The organism is Chromatiales bacterium (genome assembly GCA_024234935.1).
In the GTDB taxonomy this organism is placed as follows: domain Bacteria; phylum Pseudomonadota; class Gammaproteobacteria; order Steroidobacterales.
Genome location: JACKNI010000005.1, coordinates 120465 through 141012, shown reverse-complemented (window position 1 = coordinate 141012; position 20548 = coordinate 120465). Strand labels below are relative to the sequence as shown.

General features: G+C 59.3%; 22 protein-coding genes. All 22 read right to left on the bottom strand.

The genetic code is table 11. The features are described 5' to 3' along the window. Nucleotides 1-9: 9 nt before the first annotated feature. Nucleotides 10-408 carry a 30S ribosomal protein S8 gene (gene rpsH / locus H6979_11455; protein ID MCP5140457.1) on the bottom strand — a complete coding sequence of 133 codons (399 nt, stop codon included), beginning with the start codon at nucleotides 406-408 and terminating at the stop codon, nucleotides 10-12. Nucleotides 409-482: 74 nt separating this feature from the next. Beyond that, a complete protein-coding gene (gene rpsN, locus H6979_11450) occupies nucleotides 483-788 on the bottom strand; it encodes a 30S ribosomal protein S14 (GenBank protein MCP5140456.1) in 306 nt (101 codons plus the stop codon). A 16-nt stretch (nucleotides 789-804) separates the two neighbouring features. Then, nucleotides 805-1344, bottom strand: coding sequence for a 50S ribosomal protein L5 (gene rplE, locus H6979_11445; protein MCP5140455.1), 540 nt, complete (start codon nucleotides 1342-1344; stop codon nucleotides 805-807). A gap of 51 nt (nucleotides 1345-1395) precedes the next feature. Beyond that, nucleotides 1396-1710 (bottom strand): 50S ribosomal protein L24, encoded by a 315-nt coding sequence (rplX, locus tag H6979_11440; protein ID MCP5140454.1) that lies wholly within the window; start codon nucleotides 1708-1710, stop codon nucleotides 1396-1398. A gap of 40 nt (nucleotides 1711-1750) precedes the next feature. Further along, nucleotides 1751-2119: a 50S ribosomal protein L14 gene (gene rplN / locus H6979_11435; protein ID MCP5140453.1), complete on the bottom strand. Its 369-nt coding sequence runs from the start codon at nucleotides 2117-2119 to the stop codon at nucleotides 1751-1753. Between the two features lie 70 nt (nucleotides 2120-2189). Continuing rightward, nucleotides 2190-2480 carry a 30S ribosomal protein S17 gene (gene rpsQ / locus H6979_11430; GenBank protein ID MCP5140452.1) on the bottom strand — a complete coding sequence of 97 codons (291 nt, stop codon included), beginning with the start codon at nucleotides 2478-2480 and terminating at the stop codon, nucleotides 2190-2192. Then, nucleotides 2477-2689: a 50S ribosomal protein L29 gene (gene rpmC, locus H6979_11425; protein MCP5140451.1), complete on the bottom strand. Its 213-nt coding sequence runs from the start codon at nucleotides 2687-2689 to the stop codon at nucleotides 2477-2479. Before rpmC ends, rpsQ begins: the two co-directional genes overlap by 4 nt. Nucleotides 2690-2715: 26 nt before the next feature. Then, nucleotides 2716-3129: a 50S ribosomal protein L16 gene (rplP, locus tag H6979_11420; GenBank protein MCP5140450.1), complete on the bottom strand. Its 414-nt coding sequence runs from the start codon at nucleotides 3127-3129 to the stop codon at nucleotides 2716-2718. Nucleotides 3130-3141: 12 nt separating this feature from the next. Continuing rightward, nucleotides 3142-3834 (bottom strand): 30S ribosomal protein S3, encoded by a 693-nt coding sequence (rpsC, locus tag H6979_11415; GenBank protein ID MCP5140449.1) that lies wholly within the window; start codon nucleotides 3832-3834, stop codon nucleotides 3142-3144. Between the two features lie 4 nt (nucleotides 3835-3838). After that, complete coding sequence (gene rplV, locus H6979_11410; protein MCP5140448.1) at nucleotides 3839-4171, bottom strand: 50S ribosomal protein L22; 333 nt, start codon at nucleotides 4169-4171, stop codon at nucleotides 3839-3841. A 10-nt stretch (nucleotides 4172-4181) separates the two neighbouring features. Next, on the bottom strand, nucleotides 4182-4463 hold the full coding sequence (gene rpsS, locus H6979_11405; protein MCP5140447.1) for a 30S ribosomal protein S19: 282 nt from the start codon (nucleotides 4461-4463) through the stop codon (nucleotides 4182-4184). 29 nt (nucleotides 4464-4492) lie between these two features. Next, complete coding sequence (rplB, locus tag H6979_11400) at nucleotides 4493-5320, bottom strand: 50S ribosomal protein L2 (protein MCP5140446.1); 828 nt, start codon at nucleotides 5318-5320, stop codon at nucleotides 4493-4495. A gap of 49 nt (nucleotides 5321-5369) precedes the next feature. Further along, a complete protein-coding gene (gene rplW / locus H6979_11395) occupies nucleotides 5370-5678 on the bottom strand; it encodes a 50S ribosomal protein L23 (protein MCP5140445.1) in 309 nt (102 codons plus the stop codon). Then, complete coding sequence (gene rplD / locus H6979_11390; GenBank protein ID MCP5140444.1) at nucleotides 5675-6277, bottom strand: 50S ribosomal protein L4; 603 nt, start codon at nucleotides 6275-6277, stop codon at nucleotides 5675-5677. Before rplD ends, rplW begins: the two co-directional genes overlap by 4 nt. A gap of 7 nt (nucleotides 6278-6284) precedes the next feature. Next, nucleotides 6285-6941: a 50S ribosomal protein L3 gene (gene rplC, locus H6979_11385; protein MCP5140443.1), complete on the bottom strand. Its 657-nt coding sequence runs from the start codon at nucleotides 6939-6941 to the stop codon at nucleotides 6285-6287. Nucleotides 6942-7245: 304 nt separating this feature from the next. Further along, complete coding sequence (gene rpsJ / locus H6979_11380) at nucleotides 7246-7560, bottom strand: 30S ribosomal protein S10 (protein ID MCP5140442.1); 315 nt, start codon at nucleotides 7558-7560, stop codon at nucleotides 7246-7248. A gap of 20 nt (nucleotides 7561-7580) precedes the next feature. After that, nucleotides 7581-8771 (bottom strand): elongation factor Tu, encoded by a 1191-nt coding sequence (gene tuf / locus H6979_11375; protein ID MCP5140441.1) that lies wholly within the window; start codon nucleotides 8769-8771, stop codon nucleotides 7581-7583. 46 nt (nucleotides 8772-8817) lie between these two features. Continuing rightward, entirely contained in the window at nucleotides 8818-10938 is a 2121-nt protein-coding gene (fusA, locus tag H6979_11370) for an elongation factor G (GenBank protein MCP5140440.1), read from the bottom strand. A 51-nt stretch (nucleotides 10939-10989) separates the two neighbouring features. Beyond that, the gene (rpsG, locus tag H6979_11365; GenBank protein ID MCP5140439.1) at nucleotides 10990-11469 is read right to left on the bottom strand and encodes a 30S ribosomal protein S7; all 480 of its coding nucleotides are present in this window, start codon (nucleotides 11467-11469) and stop codon (nucleotides 10990-10992) included. A gap of 15 nt (nucleotides 11470-11484) precedes the next feature. Continuing rightward, the gene (gene rpsL, locus H6979_11360; GenBank protein MCP5140438.1) at nucleotides 11485-11859 is read right to left on the bottom strand and encodes a 30S ribosomal protein S12; all 375 of its coding nucleotides are present in this window, start codon (nucleotides 11857-11859) and stop codon (nucleotides 11485-11487) included. A gap of 232 nt (nucleotides 11860-12091) precedes the next feature. Then, the gene (rpoC, locus tag H6979_11355; protein ID MCP5140437.1) at nucleotides 12092-16327 is read right to left on the bottom strand and encodes a DNA-directed RNA polymerase subunit beta'; all 4236 of its coding nucleotides are present in this window, start codon (nucleotides 16325-16327) and stop codon (nucleotides 12092-12094) included. A 59-nt stretch (nucleotides 16328-16386) separates the two neighbouring features. Then, a complete protein-coding gene (gene rpoB / locus H6979_11350) occupies nucleotides 16387-20466 on the bottom strand; it encodes a DNA-directed RNA polymerase subunit beta (protein MCP5140436.1) in 4080 nt (1359 codons plus the stop codon). Nucleotides 20467-20548: the final 82 nt, after the last annotated feature.

Sequence of the window (20548 nt, the reverse complement as noted above, 5' to 3'; positions counted from 1 at the left end):
CAGCCTGCATCAGGAAACGACGCAGAGCACCTCTCCGCCATGCCCGCCAGCGCGGGCCGCACGGTCGCTCATTACACCAGCCGACGTCGAGACGATCGCAATCCCCAGGCCGCCCTGGACCTTCGGTACATCGCTCTTGCCACGATAGATGCGGAGGCCCGAACGGCTGACACGCCGGATCTCATCGATTACGGGGCGTCCTTCAAAGTACTTGAGTTCAATCTGCAGAACCGGCTTGTTGTTCTCACCCGGCTCTACCCGATATGAAGCGATATAGCCTTCATCCAGCAACACCTTCGCAATGGATTCCTTCTTCGTCGAAGAAGGCATGCTCACGGAAGGCAGGGAAACCCTCTGGCCATTCCGGATGCGGGTCAGCATGTCGGCGATCGGGTCGGAGATGCTCATGGATTCGTTTACTCGCTTCTGTCTGCTGTTTATGTCGCTGCCTGCCGGATCCGCCGGACAGGTTGCTGATCCGTTTACCAGCTGGCCTTGCGCATGCCGGGAATGTTGCCTTCCAGCGTGAGCTCACGAAGCTTGGTACGCGACAGGCCAAACTTCTGGTAGTAACCACGCGACCTTCCGGTGATTGAGCAACGGCTCCGCATGCGGCTCGGACTAGAATCCCGCGGCAGCGACTGCAGCTTTTCCTGCGCCGTCTGCTTGTCTTCGGGGCGCGACTTCGGGCTGGCAATTATGGCTTTCAGCTCCTGGCGCTTCTTTGCGTAGCGCTCCACGAGTTTTGCCCGTTTCACATCCCGGAGAACCATCGATTTCTTGGCCATATTCGGATTTATCCCGTCACTTGCGGAAAGGAAAGTTGAAGGCTTCAAGCAAGGCCCGCGCATGCTCATCGGTGCGGGCTGTTGTCGTAATCGTGATATCCATACCCCGGATCGAATCGATCTTGTCGTAGTCGATTTCCGGAAAGATGATCTGTTCCTGGATGCCCATGCTGTAGTTGCCACGGCCATCAAACGACCGGCCGTTCAGGCCACGGAAGTCGCGTACACGCGGTATGGCAATGTTGACCAGGCGGTCGAGAAACTCGTACATGCGGCTGCGACGCAGGGTGACCTTGCAGCCTACCGGATAACCCTCACGAACCTTGAAGGTTGCAACAGACTTGCGCGCGAGCGTGATCTGCGGCTTCTGGCCGGCGATACCCGTCATGTCCTGCACGGCCTTCTCGATCACTTTCTTGTCGGTGATCGTCTCACCCACGCCCATGTTCAGCGTGATCTTGGTGATCCGCGGCACTTCCATCACATTGTCGATACCGAGCCGCTCACGCAGTTTTGGCACGATAGTGGTGACGTATTCTTGCTGTAGTCTGGTCATAAACTTGCTGGGATTCTGTTGACCCGCTGTTCTGGCTCAGCCAGACACGGATCAGATATCCACGACCTCTTTGTTCGACTTGAAGTACCTGACTTTCCGGCCATCTTCCAGAGTACGGAAACCGATGCGATCACCCTTGTTGGTCACGGGATTGAACAGCATGACATTGGAGATATGCAGGGGCATCTCTTTCTCGATGATACCGCCCTGCAGACCCTTGTTCGGGTTCGGACGCTGATGCCGCTTCACGACATTTGCACCTTCAACCCAGACTCGGTCGCCATCCACCTTGGTAACGGTTCCACGCCGACCCTTGTCGCGGCCGGTGCTGACGATTACCTGGTCGTTTTTCCTGATCCTGTTCACGACTCTACCTTCCACTGAGTTCGCCACACTCTGGCAATACTCAGAGCACCTCCGGTGCCAGAGAAATGATCTTCATGAAGTTCTCGTTACGCAGTTCCCGGGTGACTGGCCCGAAAATTCGCGTGCCGATTGGCTCCAGCTTGTTGTTCAACAGCACAGCCGCATTGCCGTCGAAGCGAATCACCGATCCGTCGGGCCGCCGCACGCCTTTGCGGGTACGTACCACGACCGCGTTGTAGACCTCGCCCTTCTTGACCCGACCCCGGGGGATCGCGTCCTTGATACTGACCTTGATGACGTCGCCGATATACGCGTAACGACGGCGGCTGCCACCAAGCACCTTGATGCACATCATCTGGCGAGCACCGCTGTTATCGGCGGCCGCGAGGTATGTTTGCATTTGGATCATGATCGATTCCCGATAAAACCAGCGTTGCTAAGGCTTCTGCTGTGAGACCGGCATCCCTTTTGGGGAATACCTACTCCACCTCTGCCCGCTTGATAACCTCGACGAGCCGCCAGGCCTTGCGCTTCGAGTAGGGCCGGCACTCGGTAATGGAAACAACATCTCCCTTCTGCGAGGTGTTGTCCTCGTCGTGCGCCAGCAGCTTTGTGGTGCGGCGAACGTACTTGCTGTATTGCGGATGCTTGACGAGCCGCTCGACCACAACAGCAATTGTCTTCTGCATGCTGTTGCTGACTACCGTACCCGTCAGTGTCCGGATCGGTGCAGCGGAATCAGCGGCCTGGCCGCTCACGTTGTCGCTCATGCCGCACCGCCGGTCTTCGTCTTGTTGCTCTGCTCAGTCATCAATGTCTTTATCCGCGCTATGTTTTTCCGCACCTTGGCGAACTGATCCGGCTTGCTCAGCTGGCCGGTTGCACGCTGCATGCGCAGATTGAACTGCTCTTTGCGCAAGCCAAGCAGTTCTTCGCCCAGCTGGGCCTCGGTCTTCTTGCGCAGTTCGGTCAGCTTCATCGCCTGAATCCTCAAATACCGGACGTCTAGACAACGTGCCGGCTGACAAACGTGGTCGCTACAGGCAGCTTTGACGCCGCCAGGCGGAAGGCTTCACGGGCAATCGCCTCGGTCACCCCTTCCATCTCGTAAAGCACTGTGCCGGGCTGCACCTGGGCCACCCAGAACTCGACGTTACCCTTGCCACTTCCCTGCCGGACTTCCAGCGGCTTGGCAGTGATCGGCTTGTCCGGGAATACCCGGATCCATACCTTGCCACCACGCTTTACATAGCGGGTCATCGCCCGGCGCGCGGCCTCAATCTGGCGGGCCGTAAGCCGGCAACGGTCCGTTGCCTTCAGCCCGTACTCGCCGAAAGCGACGGTATTGCCGCGCTGCGCGAGGCCACGGTTACGGCCCTTGAACTGCTTTCTGAACTTGGTGCGTTTTGGCTGCAACATTTCGTCAATTCCTTAACGCGCGGCCGCAGCCGGAGCTGCCGCTTCTTCCGTCGCGACTTCCTGGCGGGAATCGAACACTTCGCCGCGGAAAATCCAGACTTTCACACCGATGACCCCATAGGTGGTCATCGCTTCTGCCAATGCGTAATCGATATCTGCGCGGAAGGTATGCAGTGGCACCCGTCCTTCCCGCGTCCACTCGGTTCGCGCGATCTCGCCGCCATTCAGGCGACCCGAAACCTGCACCTTGATGCCGAGCGCACCCAGACGCATCGTGTTCTGCACTGAGCGCTTCATGGCCCGGCGGAACATCACGCGCCGCTCGAGCTGCTGCGCAATGCCTTCGGCGACCAGCTTGGCATCCAGCTCCGGTTTGCGGATCTCTGCAATATTGATCCGCACATCGGCGACCGGCATTTTCAGCAGCTTGGCCACCTGGGCCCGCAGGCTCTCGATATCCTCGCCCTTCTTGCCGATGACGACACCAGGCCGCGCCGTATGAATCGTGATATGGGCCTTGCGTGCCGGCCGCTCAATCAGGATCTTGCTTACCGAAGCCTCCTTGAGTTTCTTCTTCAGAAACTCACGGATCTTGTAATCCATCGCAATGTAATGCGGGAAAGTGCGCTGGTCGGCGTACCACTTGGACGACCAGTCCCGAGTGATACCGAGCCGGATCCCGATCGGATTGACCTTTTGTCCCATGCTGCTATTCGTCCGCGACTTGTATGGTGATATGACTGCTGCGCTTCTGGCGAGGCGAAGCCCGACCCTTCGCGGAAGCGCGGAACCGACGCAGTCGCGGCGCTTCATTCACGAAGACGGTAGATACCCTCAACTCGTCGATATCTGCCGCGTTATTGTGTTCTGCGTTGGCGATAGCCGAATCGAGTACCTTCTTCAGCAGAAGAGCGCCCTTCTTCGGCATCAGCTCCAGGATCTGCTTGGCACCGGCAACCGACTTGCCGCGAATGGCATCGGCAACCAGCCGGCACTTCTGCGGCGAGATGCGCGCGTACTTCAATGTGGCTGAAACCTGCATATCCGGATCCTTAACCTGCAGCCTTGGTCTTCTTGTCGCCCGAGTGCCCCTTGAAGGTCCGGGTTACGGCAAATTCGCCGAGCTTGTGGCCGACCATGTTCTCGGTAATCAGCACCGGGATGTGGTCGCGCCCGTTATGAATGGCAATCGTGAGACCTACCATTTCCGGCAGGATCGTCGAACGTCTCGACCATGTCTTGATTGGCCGACGATTATTGGTGCCGACCGCCACCCTGACCTTGTTGGCCAGATGCAGATCGATAAACGGCCCCTTTTTTACGGAACGTGCCACGATTCAAAATCCTTTGACGGTACCTGTCGTTACTTCTTGTCGCGCCGACGCACGATCATTCCGGCAGTTCGCTTGTTGTGCCGGGTCTTGTAGCCCTTGGTCTTTACGCCCCATGGCGTGACGGGATGGCGACCACCGGAGGTCTTGCCTTCGCCGCCGCCGTGCGGGTGATCGACCGGATTCATCGCAACGCCGCGGACCGTTGGCCGAATACCGCGCCAGCGCTTCGCGCCGGCCTTGCCGAACTTACGGAGGTTGTGCTCTTCGCGGCCAACCTCGCCGATCGTCGCGCGGCACTCCACATGCACCTTCCGCATCTCGCCGGAGCGCAGCCGGACGGTCGCATATGTGCCCTCACGGGCCACGATCTGGATACCGGTACCGGCAGCACGTGCGAGCTGCGCACCCTTGCCGGGCTTCAGTTCGACGGCATGCACCAGCGTACCAACCGGGATGTTCCGCAGTGGCATGGCATTGCCGGTCTTGATCGGTGAATCGCGACCGGAAACAACACTGTCCCCCGCAGCAAGCCCTTTGGGCGCAATGATGTAGCGACGCTCGCCGTCTGCGTACAGCAGCAGGGCGATATGCGCGCTACGATTCGGATCGTATTCAATATGCTCGACCTTCGCCGGGATTCCGTCCTTGTCGCGCTTGAAGTCGATGATCCGGTATAACCGCTTGTGACCACCACCCTTGTGCCGCGTGGTGATCCGGCCATGGCTGTTGTGACCGGTAGCGCGGCCGATCTGCACGACGAGCGGCGCATGTGGCGCACCCTTGTGCAGGTCCGGTGTCGTCACCTTGACGACGAAACGACGCCCAGGGGAGGTTGGTTTTGTTTGCTGGAGTGCCATGGTTTAAGCCCTAGGGTCTCTTGATCGAACGTCTTTCTTCCGGAGCCTGTCAGGCGTTCCCGTGGAAGTCGATATCCTGGCCTTCGGCCAGCGTTACATAGGCCTTCTTCCAGTCCTGGCGCTTGCCGATGCTGCGACCGAGCCGCTTCACCTTGCCGGCCACATGCACAACCTGCACAGCGGTAACCTTGACGCCGAACATCAGCTCAACAGCGCGCTTTACCTGCTTCTTGTCAGCGTCGCGACGCACCTTGAACACAAACTGCCTGACTTTCTCCGCAACCCGGCTGCTCTTTTCGGAAAGATGCGGCCCGACCAATACGGACATCAGTTTTTCATTGGCGAGATTGACGGTCATGACAAACGCTCCCCGACAGCCTTGACTGCAGCAGCAGTCGCCAGCACTTTCTCAAAGCGGACGAGCGCAAGCGGGTTCAGGCTGTGAATATCGACAACATCAACCCAGTGGAGATTTTGCGCCGACAAACGCAGGTTATCCTTGCATTCGTCGACAAGAATGAGCACACGCTGCAAGCCAAGGCCCTGCAGCAAGGCAACCAGATCGCGGGTCTTCGGCCGGGCAATGTCGATATCATCAACAACGACGAGACGCTCCTGCCGTATCAGCTCCGAGAAAACCGACCGCATTGCGGCCTGATACATCTTCCGGTTGACCTTCTGACTGTAGTCGCGGGGTTTGGCCGCGAAAGCCCGACCGCCGCCAACCCAGATCGGGCCACGGGTGGTACCGGCACGGGCGCGACCGCTACCCTTTTGCTTGTGTGGCTTGCGTCCACCGCCCCGGACTTCAGCGCGGGTCTTCTGCGCCTTCGTACCGGCCCGGCCACCCGCCATATAGGCGGTAATGACCTGATGAATCAACGCCTCGTTGAATTTGGCGCCAAAGGTATCGTCAGACACCTCAAGGCTGCCGCCGCCGTGAATTGCGAGCTTCATCTCTGCCTCAGCCCTTCTTCTTGCGGCGAATCTTCGCGGCGGGCTTGACCACCACGTGCGAACCCGCATGCCCTGGCACAGCACCCTTGACCAGCAGCAGGTTGCGCTCCGCGTCAACCCGTACAACGGCCAGATTCAGTGTGCTGCGTCCGATATTGCCCAGATGACCCGACATCCGCTTGCCCTTGAACACCCGGCCCGGAGTCTGGCGCTGGCCGATGGACCCCGGAACACGGTGCGAGACCGAGTTACCGTGAGTTGCATCCTGGCCGGCAAAATGGTGCCGCTTGATGGTGCCGGCATATCCCTTGCCGATCGTGGTACCACGAACATCGACAAGCTGCCCGGCAGCAAACGCCTCGACAGTAATTTGTGACCCCTGGGGATGCGCACCAGCCTCTTCCTCGCTGACACGGAACTCCCACATGCCCTCACCCGGCTCTACGCCGGCCTTGGCATACTCGCCCGCCAGCGTCTTGCTGATGCGACTGAGCTTGACCGAGCCCGTGGTGACCTTGATTGCCGAATAGCCATCCGAGTCGACCGACTTGACCCGCGTAACGCGGTTCGGCAGTGCCTCAATGACAGTTACAGGCACAGAAGCGCCATCTTCAGTGAAGATTCGCGTCATTCCGCGCTTTCGCCCTACCAGACCGATGGCCATCTCGCTATACCTTGGTCGCCTTGCCGGCTACTGGCCCGGGAATCCGGAGCGGAAGCGGCTGTCCACCATCTTCTGGCGGTCGTAGCCGTTCCATCGGAGACCCCGAACCCGCGCCGTACGGCGGATTCAACAATTTTGTTATGTGGCCCGTCCGGGGCCACGGCAGTCTATTCAGCCTTGCTCTTGAGTGGCAAAGCCCGCTTCCGGACCGGAGCCACCGACGCTTTGTGCACCGCAGGGAACCTGTCGGCACCTACTGCGTAGCCGGTTAGTATAACAGTCTTCTAGCCCAGTTCAATTTCCGCTAGTTCAACTTTATCTGTACGTCGACCCCAGCCGGAAGTTCCAGCTTCATCAAGGCGTCCACCGTCTTGTCGGTCGGTTCCACGATATCCATCAACCGCTTGTGGGTCCGGATTTCGTACTGATCCCGGGCGTCCTTGTCGACGTGTGGCGAGGTCAGAACGGTAAACCGCTCAATGCGGCTGGGCAGAGGAACCGGGCCATGAACCTGGGCACCAGTGCGCTTGGCGGTCTCAACGATCTCGCGTGCCGACGTGTCGAGCAGGCGATGATCAAACGCCTTCAACCGGATCCTGATGTTCTGACTCTTGGCCATTTTCTTTACTACCTTTGCTCTTACTTGAGAATTTTCGCGACCACGCCGGCGCCGACGGTACGGCCACCTTCGCGGATCGCGAAGCGCAGACCTTCTTCCATCGCGATCGGATTGATCAGCGTCACCACCATCTTGATGTTGTCACCCGGCATGACCATCTCCACACCCTCGGGCAACTCGCAGGCACCCGTCACGTCGGTCGTCCGGAAGTAAAACTGTGGCCGGTAACCCTTGAAGAACGGCGTATGACGACCACCCTCTTCCTTCGTCAGCACGTACACCTCAGCCTCAAACTGCGTGTGCGGATTGATCGAACCCGGCTTCGCCAGCACCTGACCGCGCTCCACGTCTTCACGCTTCGTTCCGCGCAACAGCACACCCACGTTGTCGCCCGCCTGACCGTCGTCCAGCAGCTTGCGGAACATCTCAACGCCCGTGCAGGTCGTCTTTGTCGTGTCCTTGATGCCGACGATCTCGACTTCCTCGCCAACCTTGATCCGCCCGCGCTCGATACGCCCCGTCACCACCGTGCCGCGACCCGAGATCGAGAACACGTCCTCGATCGGCATCAGGAATGCACCGTCAACCGCACGCTCCGGCACCGGTATGAAGCTGTCCATCGCCGCAACCAGCTTCTCAACGCTCTGCGAGCCCATCTCGCTGGTATCACCTTCCCAGGCCTTCAGCGCCGAACCGGTGATCACCGGTGTCGTGTCACCCGGAAACTTGTACATCGAGAGCAGCTCGCGCACTTCCATCTCGACCAGCTCCAGGAGCTCGGCGTCGTCAACCATGTCCGCCTTGTTCAGGTACACCACGATGTACGGCACACCGACCTGGCGGGCCAGCAAAATGTGTTCCCGCGTCTGCGGCATCGGACCATCCGCTGCCGATACCACCAGGATCGCACCGTCCATCTGCGCCGCACCCGTGATCATGTTCTTCACGTAGTCAGCGTGTCCCGGGCAATCCACGTGCGCGTAGTGACGCGCCTCGCTCTCGTACTCCACGTGCGCTGTCGCAATCGTGATGCCGCGCGCCTTCTCTTCCGGCGCCTTGTCAATCTGGTCGTACGCGCTCACCTCACCGCCGAACTTCGCCGCCATCACCTTGGTCAGCGCCGCTGTCAGCGTCGTCTTCCCGTGATCCACGTGACCGATCGTTCCGACATTGACGTGGGGCTTCGTACGCTCAAATTTGGCTTTCGACATGACCAGCTCTCTCTTCGATCTGTTTGTGCTTCTGTTACATCCGCAGTCACGGCGTCAACCGTGCGCGGCATTCTTCCTGTTTCTCGGCCGACAAGTCAGCAACATTGAAGGGAGCTTCAATGTACTTCCCGAATACCATCGAGTAGGTGGCGCGGCCCCGGGACATGGAGCGGAGTGCGGTAGCATAGCCAAACATCCCGGCCAGTGGCACCTCCGCGCGCACCAGCTTGCCGAGCGCACAGTCATCAATACCCGTCAGGACGCCGCGACGGCGGGCAATATCGCCGGTAATTTCCCCCATGAAACAGTCAGGCGTACTGACCTCGACCTTCATGATCGGCTCGAGCAACAATGACCCGGCCCTTGCGCAGCCCTCCCGAAAGGCCGTCGAGGCGGCCATTCTGAAGGCCAGATCGGTGGATTCAGAGGGGTGATGCGAACCGCCAGTCACCGCAACCCTGACATCAACAACCGGATAGCCGTCGCGGATACCGTTTGCCATCTGCTCACGGATACCCTGATCAATCGCCGCAATGAACTGGCCAGGGACCGAATCGGCTGAAGCCCGGTTCTCAAAAACATAGCCGCTGCCGCGCGGCAGCGGCTGAATGTGCAATTTGACATGCGCATACTGGACCCCGGCATCAGGCTCCGGGACGAGGAAGCGCCCTTCCTGCTCGACGCTGCTGCGAACGGTCTCCCGCCATGCAATTTGCGGCCGCCCGACATTTACAGCCACATCGAATTCACGGCTCATCCGGTCAACGATGGTCTCGAGATGCAGTTCGCCCATGCCGGCTACAACGGCCCGACCCGAATCGTCATCTGTCCACACGTGGAACGAAGGGTCTTCCTGCGCGAGCTGCTGCAGCACGGCCCCGATACGCTCCTGATCAACCCCGGTCTTCGGCTCAAGGGCCACCGAAATGACCGGTTGGGGGAAATCGATCTTCTGCAACGTGATGATGCTGGAGGGATCGCACAGGGTATCGCCGGTACTGACATCGCCGAGGCCGGCCGCTGCCGCAATATCGCCAGCCCGGACTTCGGGAATATCATCGCGTTCGTTGGCATGCATCTGAACGAGCCGGCCAATCTGGTGGCTTGCGCCTGTGGACGGATTGAGAATCTGGTCGCCGACAGAAAGAACGCCGGAATACACGCGGAAGAAAGTGAGATTCCCGGCGATGGGATCTGCCGCCACCTTGAACGCCAGCGCACAGAACGGTTCATCGTCACTGACAATTCGCGTACCGGATTCGCCGTTCTCTAGGATGCCAATCACCGGGGGCTTGTCTGCCGGTGACGGCAGGTAATCGACGATCGCATCCAGCACGGCCTGAACACCCTTGTTCCGGAATGCAGAACCGCAGGTCACCGGAACGATTTCGTTGCGAAGCGTACGCAGGCGAAGACCGTAGCTGATCTCTTCCGCAGAAAGATCACCGTGCTCGAGGTATTTTTTCAGCAGTTTTTCATCGCCATCTGCAGCTGCTTCTACAAGCTTCTCGCGGTACTCGCGTACGAGACCGGTCATGGCTGGCGAAATTTCGCCTTTTTCAAAGTTGACGCCCTGGCTCTCGTCATCCCAGTAAATAGCGGTCATCCTGACCAGATCAACGACACCCCTGAAGCCGTCAGCCACACCCACCGGCAGCTGCAGTAATACGGGATTGGCGCGGAGCCGGTCCCGCATCTGGCGTACGACACGGAAGAAATCCGCACCCGGGCGGTCCATCTTGTTGATGAAGGCGATGCGCGGCAGGCAATAATTGTTGGCCTGATGCCATACGGTTTCGGACTGCGCCTCGACGCCTCCAACTGCACAGAACAGGCTTACACCACCATCGAGTACGCGCAGACACCGCTCGACTTCGATGGTGAAGTCGACATGTCCCGGCGTATCGATGATATTGATGCGGTGTTCGGGAAACTGCCGGTCCATGCCGGACCAGAAGCAGGTAGTGGCTGCGGAAGTAATCGTAATGCCGCGTTCCTGCTCGAGCTCCATCCAGTCCATGGTCGCTGCGCCATCATCGACTTCGCCGATCCGGTGCGAGACGCCCGTATAGAACAGGATGCGCTCTATTGTGGTGGTCTTGCCCGCATCAATATGTGCAGAAATACCGATATTGCGGTACTGCTCGATTGCGGTAGCCCGTGGCACGTCAGTTCCTTGCGTCGCACAACATCTTGAGATATTCGGACGCGACCGGCTCTACCAGCGGTAGTGAGAGAAGGCGCGGTTGGCTTCAGCCATCCGGTGCGTATCTTCACGCTTCTTCACGGCTGCACCACGATTGTCGATGGCATCGAGAATCTCATGCGCCAGGCGATGCGCCATGGACTTCTCCGAGCGTACACGCGCTGCATCGATAACCCAGCGCATGGCAAGCGTCTGGCGGCGTGCCGGGCGAACTTCGACCGGAACCTGATAGGTAGCACCGCCAACCCGCCGCGACTTGACCTCAACCATCGGCTTGACGTTATCCAGCGCCTTGCCAAACAACTCGACGGCCTTCTGCTCATCCTGGCCGCTACGCTCGACGATGCGGTCCAGGGCCCCGTAGATGATCCCTTCGGCAACGGATTTCTTTCCGGAGCACATGATCATGTTGGTGAACTTGGCCAGCAGATCGCTGCTGTACTTGGGATCCGGCAGGATCGTGCGTTTCGGTGCTGATGTTCTTCTAGACATATGCGTAACTCCAGGTCAGCTCTTCGGGCGCTTGGCGCCATATTTGGACCGGCCCTGACGGCGTTCATTTACGCCCGCACAGTCGAGGGTGCCGCGGATCGTGTGATAGCGCACACCCGGAAGATCCTTTACACGGCCACCGCGAATCATGACGACCGAGTGCTCCTGCAGGTTGTGACCCTCGCCGCCGATATAACTGGTGACTTCATAGCCATTCGTCAGGCGGACACGCGCCACCTTGCGCAGTGCCGAATTGGGCTTTTTCGGGGTCGTGGTATAGACGCGGGTGCATACACCGCGCTTCTGCGGGCTCCCGGCCAGTGCAGGAACTTTGCTCTTGTAAGTAGGAGCACTCCGGGGCTTGCGCACCAATTGATTGACTGTGGCCATAGAGACTAGCTACTCAAAGTTAACGGAAAAAAATCAGCCCGTGGGCGCCCCGAACAACTTCCGGGGTCCACATGTCGGGCTGACGGCCAGGACCAGGCCGTGCTGGGCCTGAACCTCTTGTTATGCTTGAACGGAACCGACAGGCGCACCAACCGGGTGCGCCCACGGCGCGCCGAACCGGGGATTCTAGAGCCCGGCTGGAAATAGTGTCAAGCCGACCCCCAAACATCCCTTATTCGGCGCTGTCGCCTTCTCCCTCGGACGGACCGTCAGCCGCTCCGTCGTCATCACCCAGGCCAGCGCTTACTGCCGACTGCTCCAGTCCTTGCAACTCCATCCGCAGTTCCTGCTCGCGGGACTGCTGCTGCTCGGTGTGGTGCCGGTATCCGGTTCCCGCAGGAATCAGTCGCCCGACGATCACGTTTTCCTTCAGACCGCGCAAATCGTCCCGCAGGCCCTTGACCGCAGCTTCGGTCAGCACCCGCGTGGTCTCCTGGAATGAGGCCGCCGAGATGAAGGACTCGGTAGCCAATGATGCCTTGGTAATACCCAGCAACAACGGCTCCGCCTGCGCTATCTGCTTGTCCTTTGACGTCGCAAGTTCATTCAGGTCCAGAAGCCGCGAACGCTCGAGGTTTTCGCCAGGCAGCAAACCGGTCTCACCCGGATCGGATACCTCGACCTTCTTCAGCATCTGGCGAATGATCGTCTCGATATGCTTGTCGTTGATCTTCACGCCCTGCAGGCGATAGACGTCCTGGATTTCACGAACCAGGTAGTCTGCGAGCCGCGTAACCCCCTGCAGGCGCAGGATATCGTGCGGGTTTGGCTCGCCATCAGCGATCATTTCGCCGCGCGTAACCTGCTCACCCTCGAATACACCCAGATGACGCCACTTGGGGATCAACTCCTCATGCTTCTCACCACTCTCGTCCGTAATGACGAGGCGGCGCTTGCCCTTGGTCTCCTTGCCAAAGCTCACGGTACCGCTGAATTCGGCCAGGATGGCCGGATCCTTTGGTTTGCGAGCCTCAAACAGGTCAGCAACGCGAGGCAGACCGCCGGTGATATCACGGGTCTTCGACGATTCCTGCGGAATACGCGCGATAACGTCACCGACTGAAACGCGCGCCCCATCGGCCATCGTCACCACTGCGCCGACGGGCAGGGCATAGACCGCTGGAATATCGGTGTTGGCAAAACAGATTTCCTGACCCTTGGCATTGACCAGCTTTGCCGTGGGCCGCAGGTCACGGCCACTGATACCGCGCTGCTTCGGATCCCTGATCAGGTAGCTCGAAAGACCGGTGACCTCGTCAACCTGCTCGGAAACAGATACGTCTTCAACGAAATCCTGGAATTTGAGAAAACCGCCGACTTCTGCAACCACGGGATGCGTATGTGGATCCCAGGTCGCGACGATCTGCCCGCCATTGACCTTGTCGCCATCATCGACCGCAATAACGGCACCATAAGGAATCCGGTAACGCTCGCGCTCCCGCCCCTGATCGTCAATGACGCCGATTTCACCGGAACGGCTGACGGCCACAAGATAATCCTTCTCGTGGCGTACGGTCTTCACGTTATGCAGGCGGATTGTGCCTGGCCGCTTTACCTCGATGCTGGTTGCCGCAGCAGCCCGTGATGCAGCACCGCCGATGTGAAAGGTACGCATCGTCAACTGCGTCCCCGGTTCACCGATCGACTGCGCAGCGATGACGCCGACGGCTTCGCCGATATTCACGAGGTGCCCACGCGCCAGATCACGGCCATAGCACAGGCCACACACACCGTGCCGCGTATCGCAGGTGATCGGCGATCGCACTTTCACGAGGTCAACGCTGGCCTCTTCAAGCTCGCGAACCTTGTGCTCATCCAGCAGCTCACCGGCCTCGAGGAGCACCTGCTTGGTACCCGGCCGCAAAACCTGGTCTGCCAGCACCCGGCCGAGCACCCGCTCTCGCAGCGGCTCGACCACGTCCCCGCCTTCCACGAGCGGGCTCATATACAAGCCATTGGTGGTACCGCAATCCTCACAGGACACGACCAGATCCTGGGCAACGTCCACCAGGCGCCTGGTCAGATAACCGGAGTTGGCGGTCTTCAGTGCCGTATCGGCCAGACCCTTCCGCGCACCATGCGTCGAAATGAAGTACTGGAGTACGTCCAGCCCCTCACGGAAGTTCGCGGTGATCGGCGTTTCGATGATGGACCCGTCGGGCTTGGCCATCAGGCCGCGCATACCGGCAAGCTGCCGGATCTGGGCCGCGGAACCTCGGGCACCGGAATCGGCCATCATGAAGATGGCGTTAAACGACGCCTGCTTGACAGTTTCGCCCTTGGCATTGACCGTCGACTCGGTACCCAGCTTTTCCATCATGGCCTTCGCCACCAGATCATTGGTGCGCGACCAGATATCGACAACCTTGTTATAGCGTTCACCATTGGTAACGAGACCGCTGGCAAACTGGTCCTGGATTTCCTTTACCTCCGTCTCAGCCGTCTTGAGAATGGAAACCTTCTCCTCCGGCACGACCATGTCGTTTACGCCGATGGAGATACCTGACCGGGTGGCGTAGGCAAAACCGGTGTACATGAGCTGGTCGGCAAACACGACGGTCTTTTTCAGGCCAACCTGGCGGTAGCATGCATTGATGCTGCCGGATATGGCTTTCTTGTCCATATTCCGGTTGACCATCGAGAAATCGAGCCCCTCGGGCACGATCTCGGACAGCAGCGCGCGACCGACCGTGGTATCAACAAGCTTGATCACCGTGACGACATTGCCGTCAGCGTCCAGGCTCGTATGCGGGATGCGCGCCTTGATCCGCGCGTGAAGTTCGACAGTCCGGCTTTCATAGGCTCGATGCACTTCGCTGACGTCAGCAAACACCATGCCTTCACCGCGGGCGTTTATGCGCTCACGGGTCATGTAATAGAGGCCGAGCACCACGTCCTGCGACGGAACGATGATTGGCTCACCGTTGGCCGGCGACAGGATGTTGTTTGTCGACATCATGAGCGCCCGCGCTTCGAGCTGTGCTTCCAGCGAAAGCGGCACATGGACGGCCATCTGGTCGCCGTCGAAGTCGGCGTTGAAGGCGGTGCAAACCAGCGGATGCAGCTGAATGGCCTTGCCTTCGATCAGCACGGGCTCAAAGGCCTGAATGCCGAGACGATGGAGGGTCGGCGCACGATTCAGCAGCACCGGGTGCTCGCGGATGACCTCCTCGAGGATATCCCACACCTCGGGGCCTTCACGTTCAACGAGCCGTTTGGCCGCCTTGATCGTGGAAGCCTCGCCGCGGAGCTGCAGCTTGGAAAAGATGAATGGCTTGAAAAGTTCGAGCGCCATCTTCTTCGGCAGACCGCACTGATGCAGCTTCAGCGTCGGACCAACCACGATGACAGAGCGGCCGGAATAATCGACGCGCTTGCCCAGCAGGTTCTGCCGGAATCGGCCTTGCTTGCCCTTTATCATGTCAGCGAGGGACTTGAGCGGACGGCGGTTCGTGCCGGTTATGGCCCGGCCGCGGCGGCCGTTGTCCAGCAGCGCATCGACTGCTTCCTGCAGCATGCGCTTTTCGTTGCGGACGATGATGTCCGGCGCATTCAGCTCCAGCAACCGGCGCAGCCGGTTGTTACGGTTGATGACACGACGATAGAGGTCATTGAGATCAGAGGTCGCAAACCGGCCACCATCCAGTGGAACCAGCGGACGCAGGTCCGGCGGCAGCACCGGCAATACGGTAAGCACCATCCATTCGGGACGATTGCCGGACTCGATGAAGGCATCGATCAGCTTCAGTCGCTTTGACAGGCGCTTGATCTTGGTTTCGGAGTTGGTGGCAGCAATCTCTTCGCGAACCTTGATCACTTCGCGCGGCAGATCGATCGTACGCAGCATGTGATGGACGGCTTCGGCACCCATGCGGGCATCGAACTCGTCGCCATGCTGCTCTACTGCCTCAAGATACTGCTCGTCGGTCAGGAGTTGCGCGCGCTCCAGAGGCGTCATGCCCGGGTCGATGACCACGAAGGCCTCGAAATACAGGACACGCTCGATCTCGCGCAGGGTCATGTCGAGCATCAGGCCGATGCGCGAGGGCAGAGACTTCAGGAACCAGATATGCGCAACCGGGCTTGCGAGTTCGATATGACCCATGCGGTCACGACGGACCTTGGCCTGCGTCACCTCGACGCCGCACTTCTCGCAGACTACACCACGATGCTTGAGGCGCTTGTACTTGCCGCAAAGACACTCATAGTCCTTGATCGGACCAAAGATCTTGGCGCAGAACAGGCCATCGCGCTCGGGCTTGAAAGTCCGGTAATTGATCGTCTCCGGCTTCTTGACCTCACCGAAAGACCACGAACGGATCCTCTCCGGCGAAGCCAGCTGGATTCGGATCGCGTCGAAGTCCTCGACCGTATGCTGCTGCTTGAAAAGCTTCAGTAGGTCTCTCATGTATCACCACCTGCCATTGTTCGGTCCGCGCGTTTACTGATTTCCGGTAGCCGCGTGAGTTAGTCCTTCTCGAGTTCCATATTGATGGCGAGAGAACGGATTTCCTTGACGAGTACATTGAATGACTCGGGCATTCCGGCCGCTACCTCATGCGTATCGTCCACGATGTTCTTGTACATCTTGGTACGACCCTGCACGTCATCAGACTTGACGGTCAGCATCTCCTGCAGCGTGTACGACGCACCGTATGCTTCAAGCGCCCAGACTTCCATCTCACCGAAGCGCTGGCCGCCGAACTGGGCCTTGCCACCCAGCGGCTGCTGCGTAACCAGACTGTACGGACCGGTTGAGCGCGCATGCATCTTGTCATCAACCAGATGATTGAGCTTCAGCATGTACATGTAGCCAACGGTCGTCGTTCGGTCGAATGCCTCGCCCGTGCGTCCGTCATACAGCTGCGCCTGGCCAGAAAGCGGCAAGTCCGCAAGCTGCAGCAGGCTCTTTATCTCGTCTTCGCTGGCACCGTCGAACACCGGGGTCGCAATCGGCACACCATGCCGGAGGTTGCCGGACAGCTCGTCGATCTCGGTATCGGTCAGCTCGCTGAGTTTGACCTTCTGTCCGCCGGTCTTGTTGTAGATCTCGTCGAGAAACTTTCGCTTCTCGGCCATGGCGGCATTTGCGTCGATCAGTGCTCCGATCTTGCGACCGAGTTCCTTGGCCGCCCAGCCCAGATGGGTCTCCAGCACCTGGCCGATGTTCATGCGCGAGGGCACACCGAGCGGGTTGAGGACGATGTCGACCGGGGTTCCGTCTGCCAGGTACGGCATGTCTTCCACCGGCACGATGGTGGAGATGACACCCTTGTTGCCGTGACGCCCTGCCATCTTGTCGCCAGGCTGAATACGACGCTTGACGGCCAGATAGACCTTGACCATCTTCAGCACGCCGGGCGCCAGGTCATCGCCGGCGGTTATCTTCTTGCGCTTTTCCTCGAAGCGACGGTCGAACTCCTGGCGCTGCTGACGAAGGCGCTCGGCAGCCTGCTCGAGCTGCGCATTCGCATCATCGTTGGTCAGGCGGATCTCGAACCACTTCTCGCGGGCCAGTTCAGCCAGATAGCCCTGCGTGATCCGGCCACCCGACTTGAGTGATCCCGGACCGCCTTCGCTCTGCTTGCCGACCAGCATGCGCTCGACACGCTGGAAGATGTCCTCTTCGAGGATGCGCAACTGATCGTCAAAGTCCTTGCGCACGCTCTCGAGCTCGGCGGTTTCGATCGCCAGTGCCCGGCTGTCCTTGTCCACGCCGTCACGGGTGAAGACACGAACGTCGATAACCGTACCGTCCATGCCGGGCGGTACCCGCAGGCCCGTATCCTTTACGTCCGAAGCTTTCTCGCCAAAGATCGCACGCAGGAGCTTCTCCTCCGGCGTCAGCTGGGTTTCGCCCTTGGGCGTAACCTTGCCGACGAGGATATCTCCGGCACGCACCTCGGCGCCAATATAGGCAATACCTGCCTCATCCAGCTTGGCGAGCGCAGTCTCGCCGACATTGGGGATATCGGCAGTGATTTCCTCGGGCCCGAGCTTCGTATCGCGGGCGACACAGGCGAGCTCTTCGATGTGAATCGTCGTGAAACGATCCTCTTCGACCAGCCGCTCGGAAAGCAGGATGGAATCTTCGAAGTTGTATCCGTTCCAGGGCATGAAAGCCACGAGCAGGTTCTGCCCGAGCGCAAGCTCGCCGAGACTGGTGGAGGCACCGTCAGCGAGCACGTCACGCTTCGCGATCACGTCGCCGGCCTTTACCAGCGGCCGCTGATTGATACAGGTGTTCTGGTTGGAACGCGTGTACTTCGTCAGGTTGTAGATGTCGACACCCGGCTCACCGGCGATGGTCTCATCGTCGTTGACCCGAACAACAATACGCGAGGCATCAACGGAATCCACCGTGCCGCCACGACGGGCAACGACAGTAACGCCGGAATCCACCGCAACCGCCCGTTCCATTCCGGTACCGACCAGCGGCACATCGGAACGCAACGTGGGCACAGCCTGACGCTGCATGTTCGCGCCCATGAGGGCGCGGTTTGCGTCGTCATGCTCCAGGAACGGAATCAGCGACGCAGCGACCGAAACGGTCTGCTTTGGCGACACGTCCATGAAGTCGATTCGTTCGCGCGGCAACAAAGTGAATTCGTTCTGGTGTCTTACCGATACCAGCTCTTCAACGAACGCACCTTTGGAGTCCATTTCGGCATTCGCCTGCGCAATGACGTGCAGGCCTTCTTCAATGGCCGACAGATACTCGATTTCGTCCGTTACCCGGCCATTCTTGACCTTGCGGTACGGCGTCTCGAGGAAGCCATAATCGTTGGTCCGCGCATAAACAGACAGGGAATTGATCAAGCCGATGTTCGGGCCTTCCGGCGTTTCGATCGGGCAGACCCTGCCGTAGTGCGTCGGATGCACGTCACGGACTTCGAAGCCGGCACGCTCACGGGTCAGGCCACCCGGGCCAAGTGCCGATACGCGACGCTTGTGGGTAACCTCGGAGAGCGGATTGTTCTGGTCCATGAACTGTGAGAGCTGGCTGGACCCGAAGAACTCCTTGACCGCCGCCGCAACCGGCTTGGCGTTGATGAGTTCCTGCGGCATGAGGCCTTCGGAGTCGGCAATTGTCAGGCGCTCCTTGACCGCGCGCTCGACCCGCACCAGGCCGACGCGGAAGGCGTTCTCAGCCATTTCACCGACACTGCGAACACGGCGGTTGCCGAGGTGATCGATATCATCTACCTGGCCACGACCGTTACGGATTTCCATAAGCGTCCGCAGCGTGTCGATGATGTCTTCCTTGGTGAGCACGCCTGTACCCGTAATCTCCGTCCGTCCAACACGCCGGTTGAACTTCATTCGCCCCACGCCCGAGAGGTCATAGCGCTCGGCATTGAAGAACAGGTTATGGAACAGGTTCTCGGCCGCATCCTTGGTCGGTGGCTCGCCCGGACGCATCATGCGATACACCTCGACGAGTGCATCTAGTCGCGTGACGGATGAGTCGATTCGCAGGGTGTTCGAGATATACGGACCGCGATCCAGATCGTTCACATAAAGTGTCTGGATATGCTTCACGCCCTTCTCGATGAACTGGTCAACCATCGCCAGGGTCAGCTCATCATTGGCGCGTGCAAGCAGTTCGCCGGTTGCCTTGTCGACGACGTCGTGAGCAAGGATCTTGCCTTCCAGATATTCCCTGGGAACCTCCAGTGTCTTGGCACCGGAGTCTTCAAGCTCGCGAACGTGGCGGGCGCTGATTCTGCGGCCTTCTTCGACGATCAGCTTGCGGCCGATCTTGATGTCAAAGGTCGCGGTGTCACCACGCAAACGCTGCGGAACGAGCCCGAACTCGAATCCCTTCGAGGAAAGGTAGAAGTCATTCTTCTCGAAGAAGAGATCAAGCATCTCCTGGTTCGAAAGGTTGAGCGCCCGCAAGATGATGGTGACGGGCAGCTTGCGCCGCCGATCGATTCGGGCAAACACGCAATCCTTCGGATCAAATTCAAAATCCAGCCACGAACCGCGGTACGGAATGATTCTTGCCGAGAAGAGCAGCTTGCCCGACGAATGGGTCTTGCCCTTGTCATGGTCAAAAAACACGCCTGGCGAACGGTGCAACTGGGATACGATCACCCGCTCCGTACCATTCACCACAAAGGTACCGTGCTCGGTCATCAGCGGCATTTCGCCGAGATAGACCTCCTGCTCACGGACTTCCTTGACAACTTTTTTGCTCGCTGACGCTTCCTTGTCATAGATGACCAGGCGCACCTGGACGCGCAGTGGGGCAGCATAGGTTAGCCCCCGCAGCTGGCATTCCTTGACGTCAAACACTGGCTCACCCAGCCGATAGCTGAGGTATTCGAGTGCGGCGCTACCAGAGTAGCTGATGATCGGGAACACGCTCTTGAAAGCAGCGTGCAGCCCGATGTCATTGCGGCCCTCGACAGACTTGTCTTCCTGCAAGAATTTCTTGTAGGAATCAACCTGAATGGAGAGGAGTGGAGGAACGCCAAGGATGCTCGGCCGTTTGCCAAAATCCTTGCGGATACGCTTCTTGTCGGTAAAGGAAAAAGTCATGACGCAGCACCTCTGTCAGGGCACCCGTAGTCGGAATACGGAGCAAAGATGGCCACGGCCGGCACCTGCGGTACCGACCGTT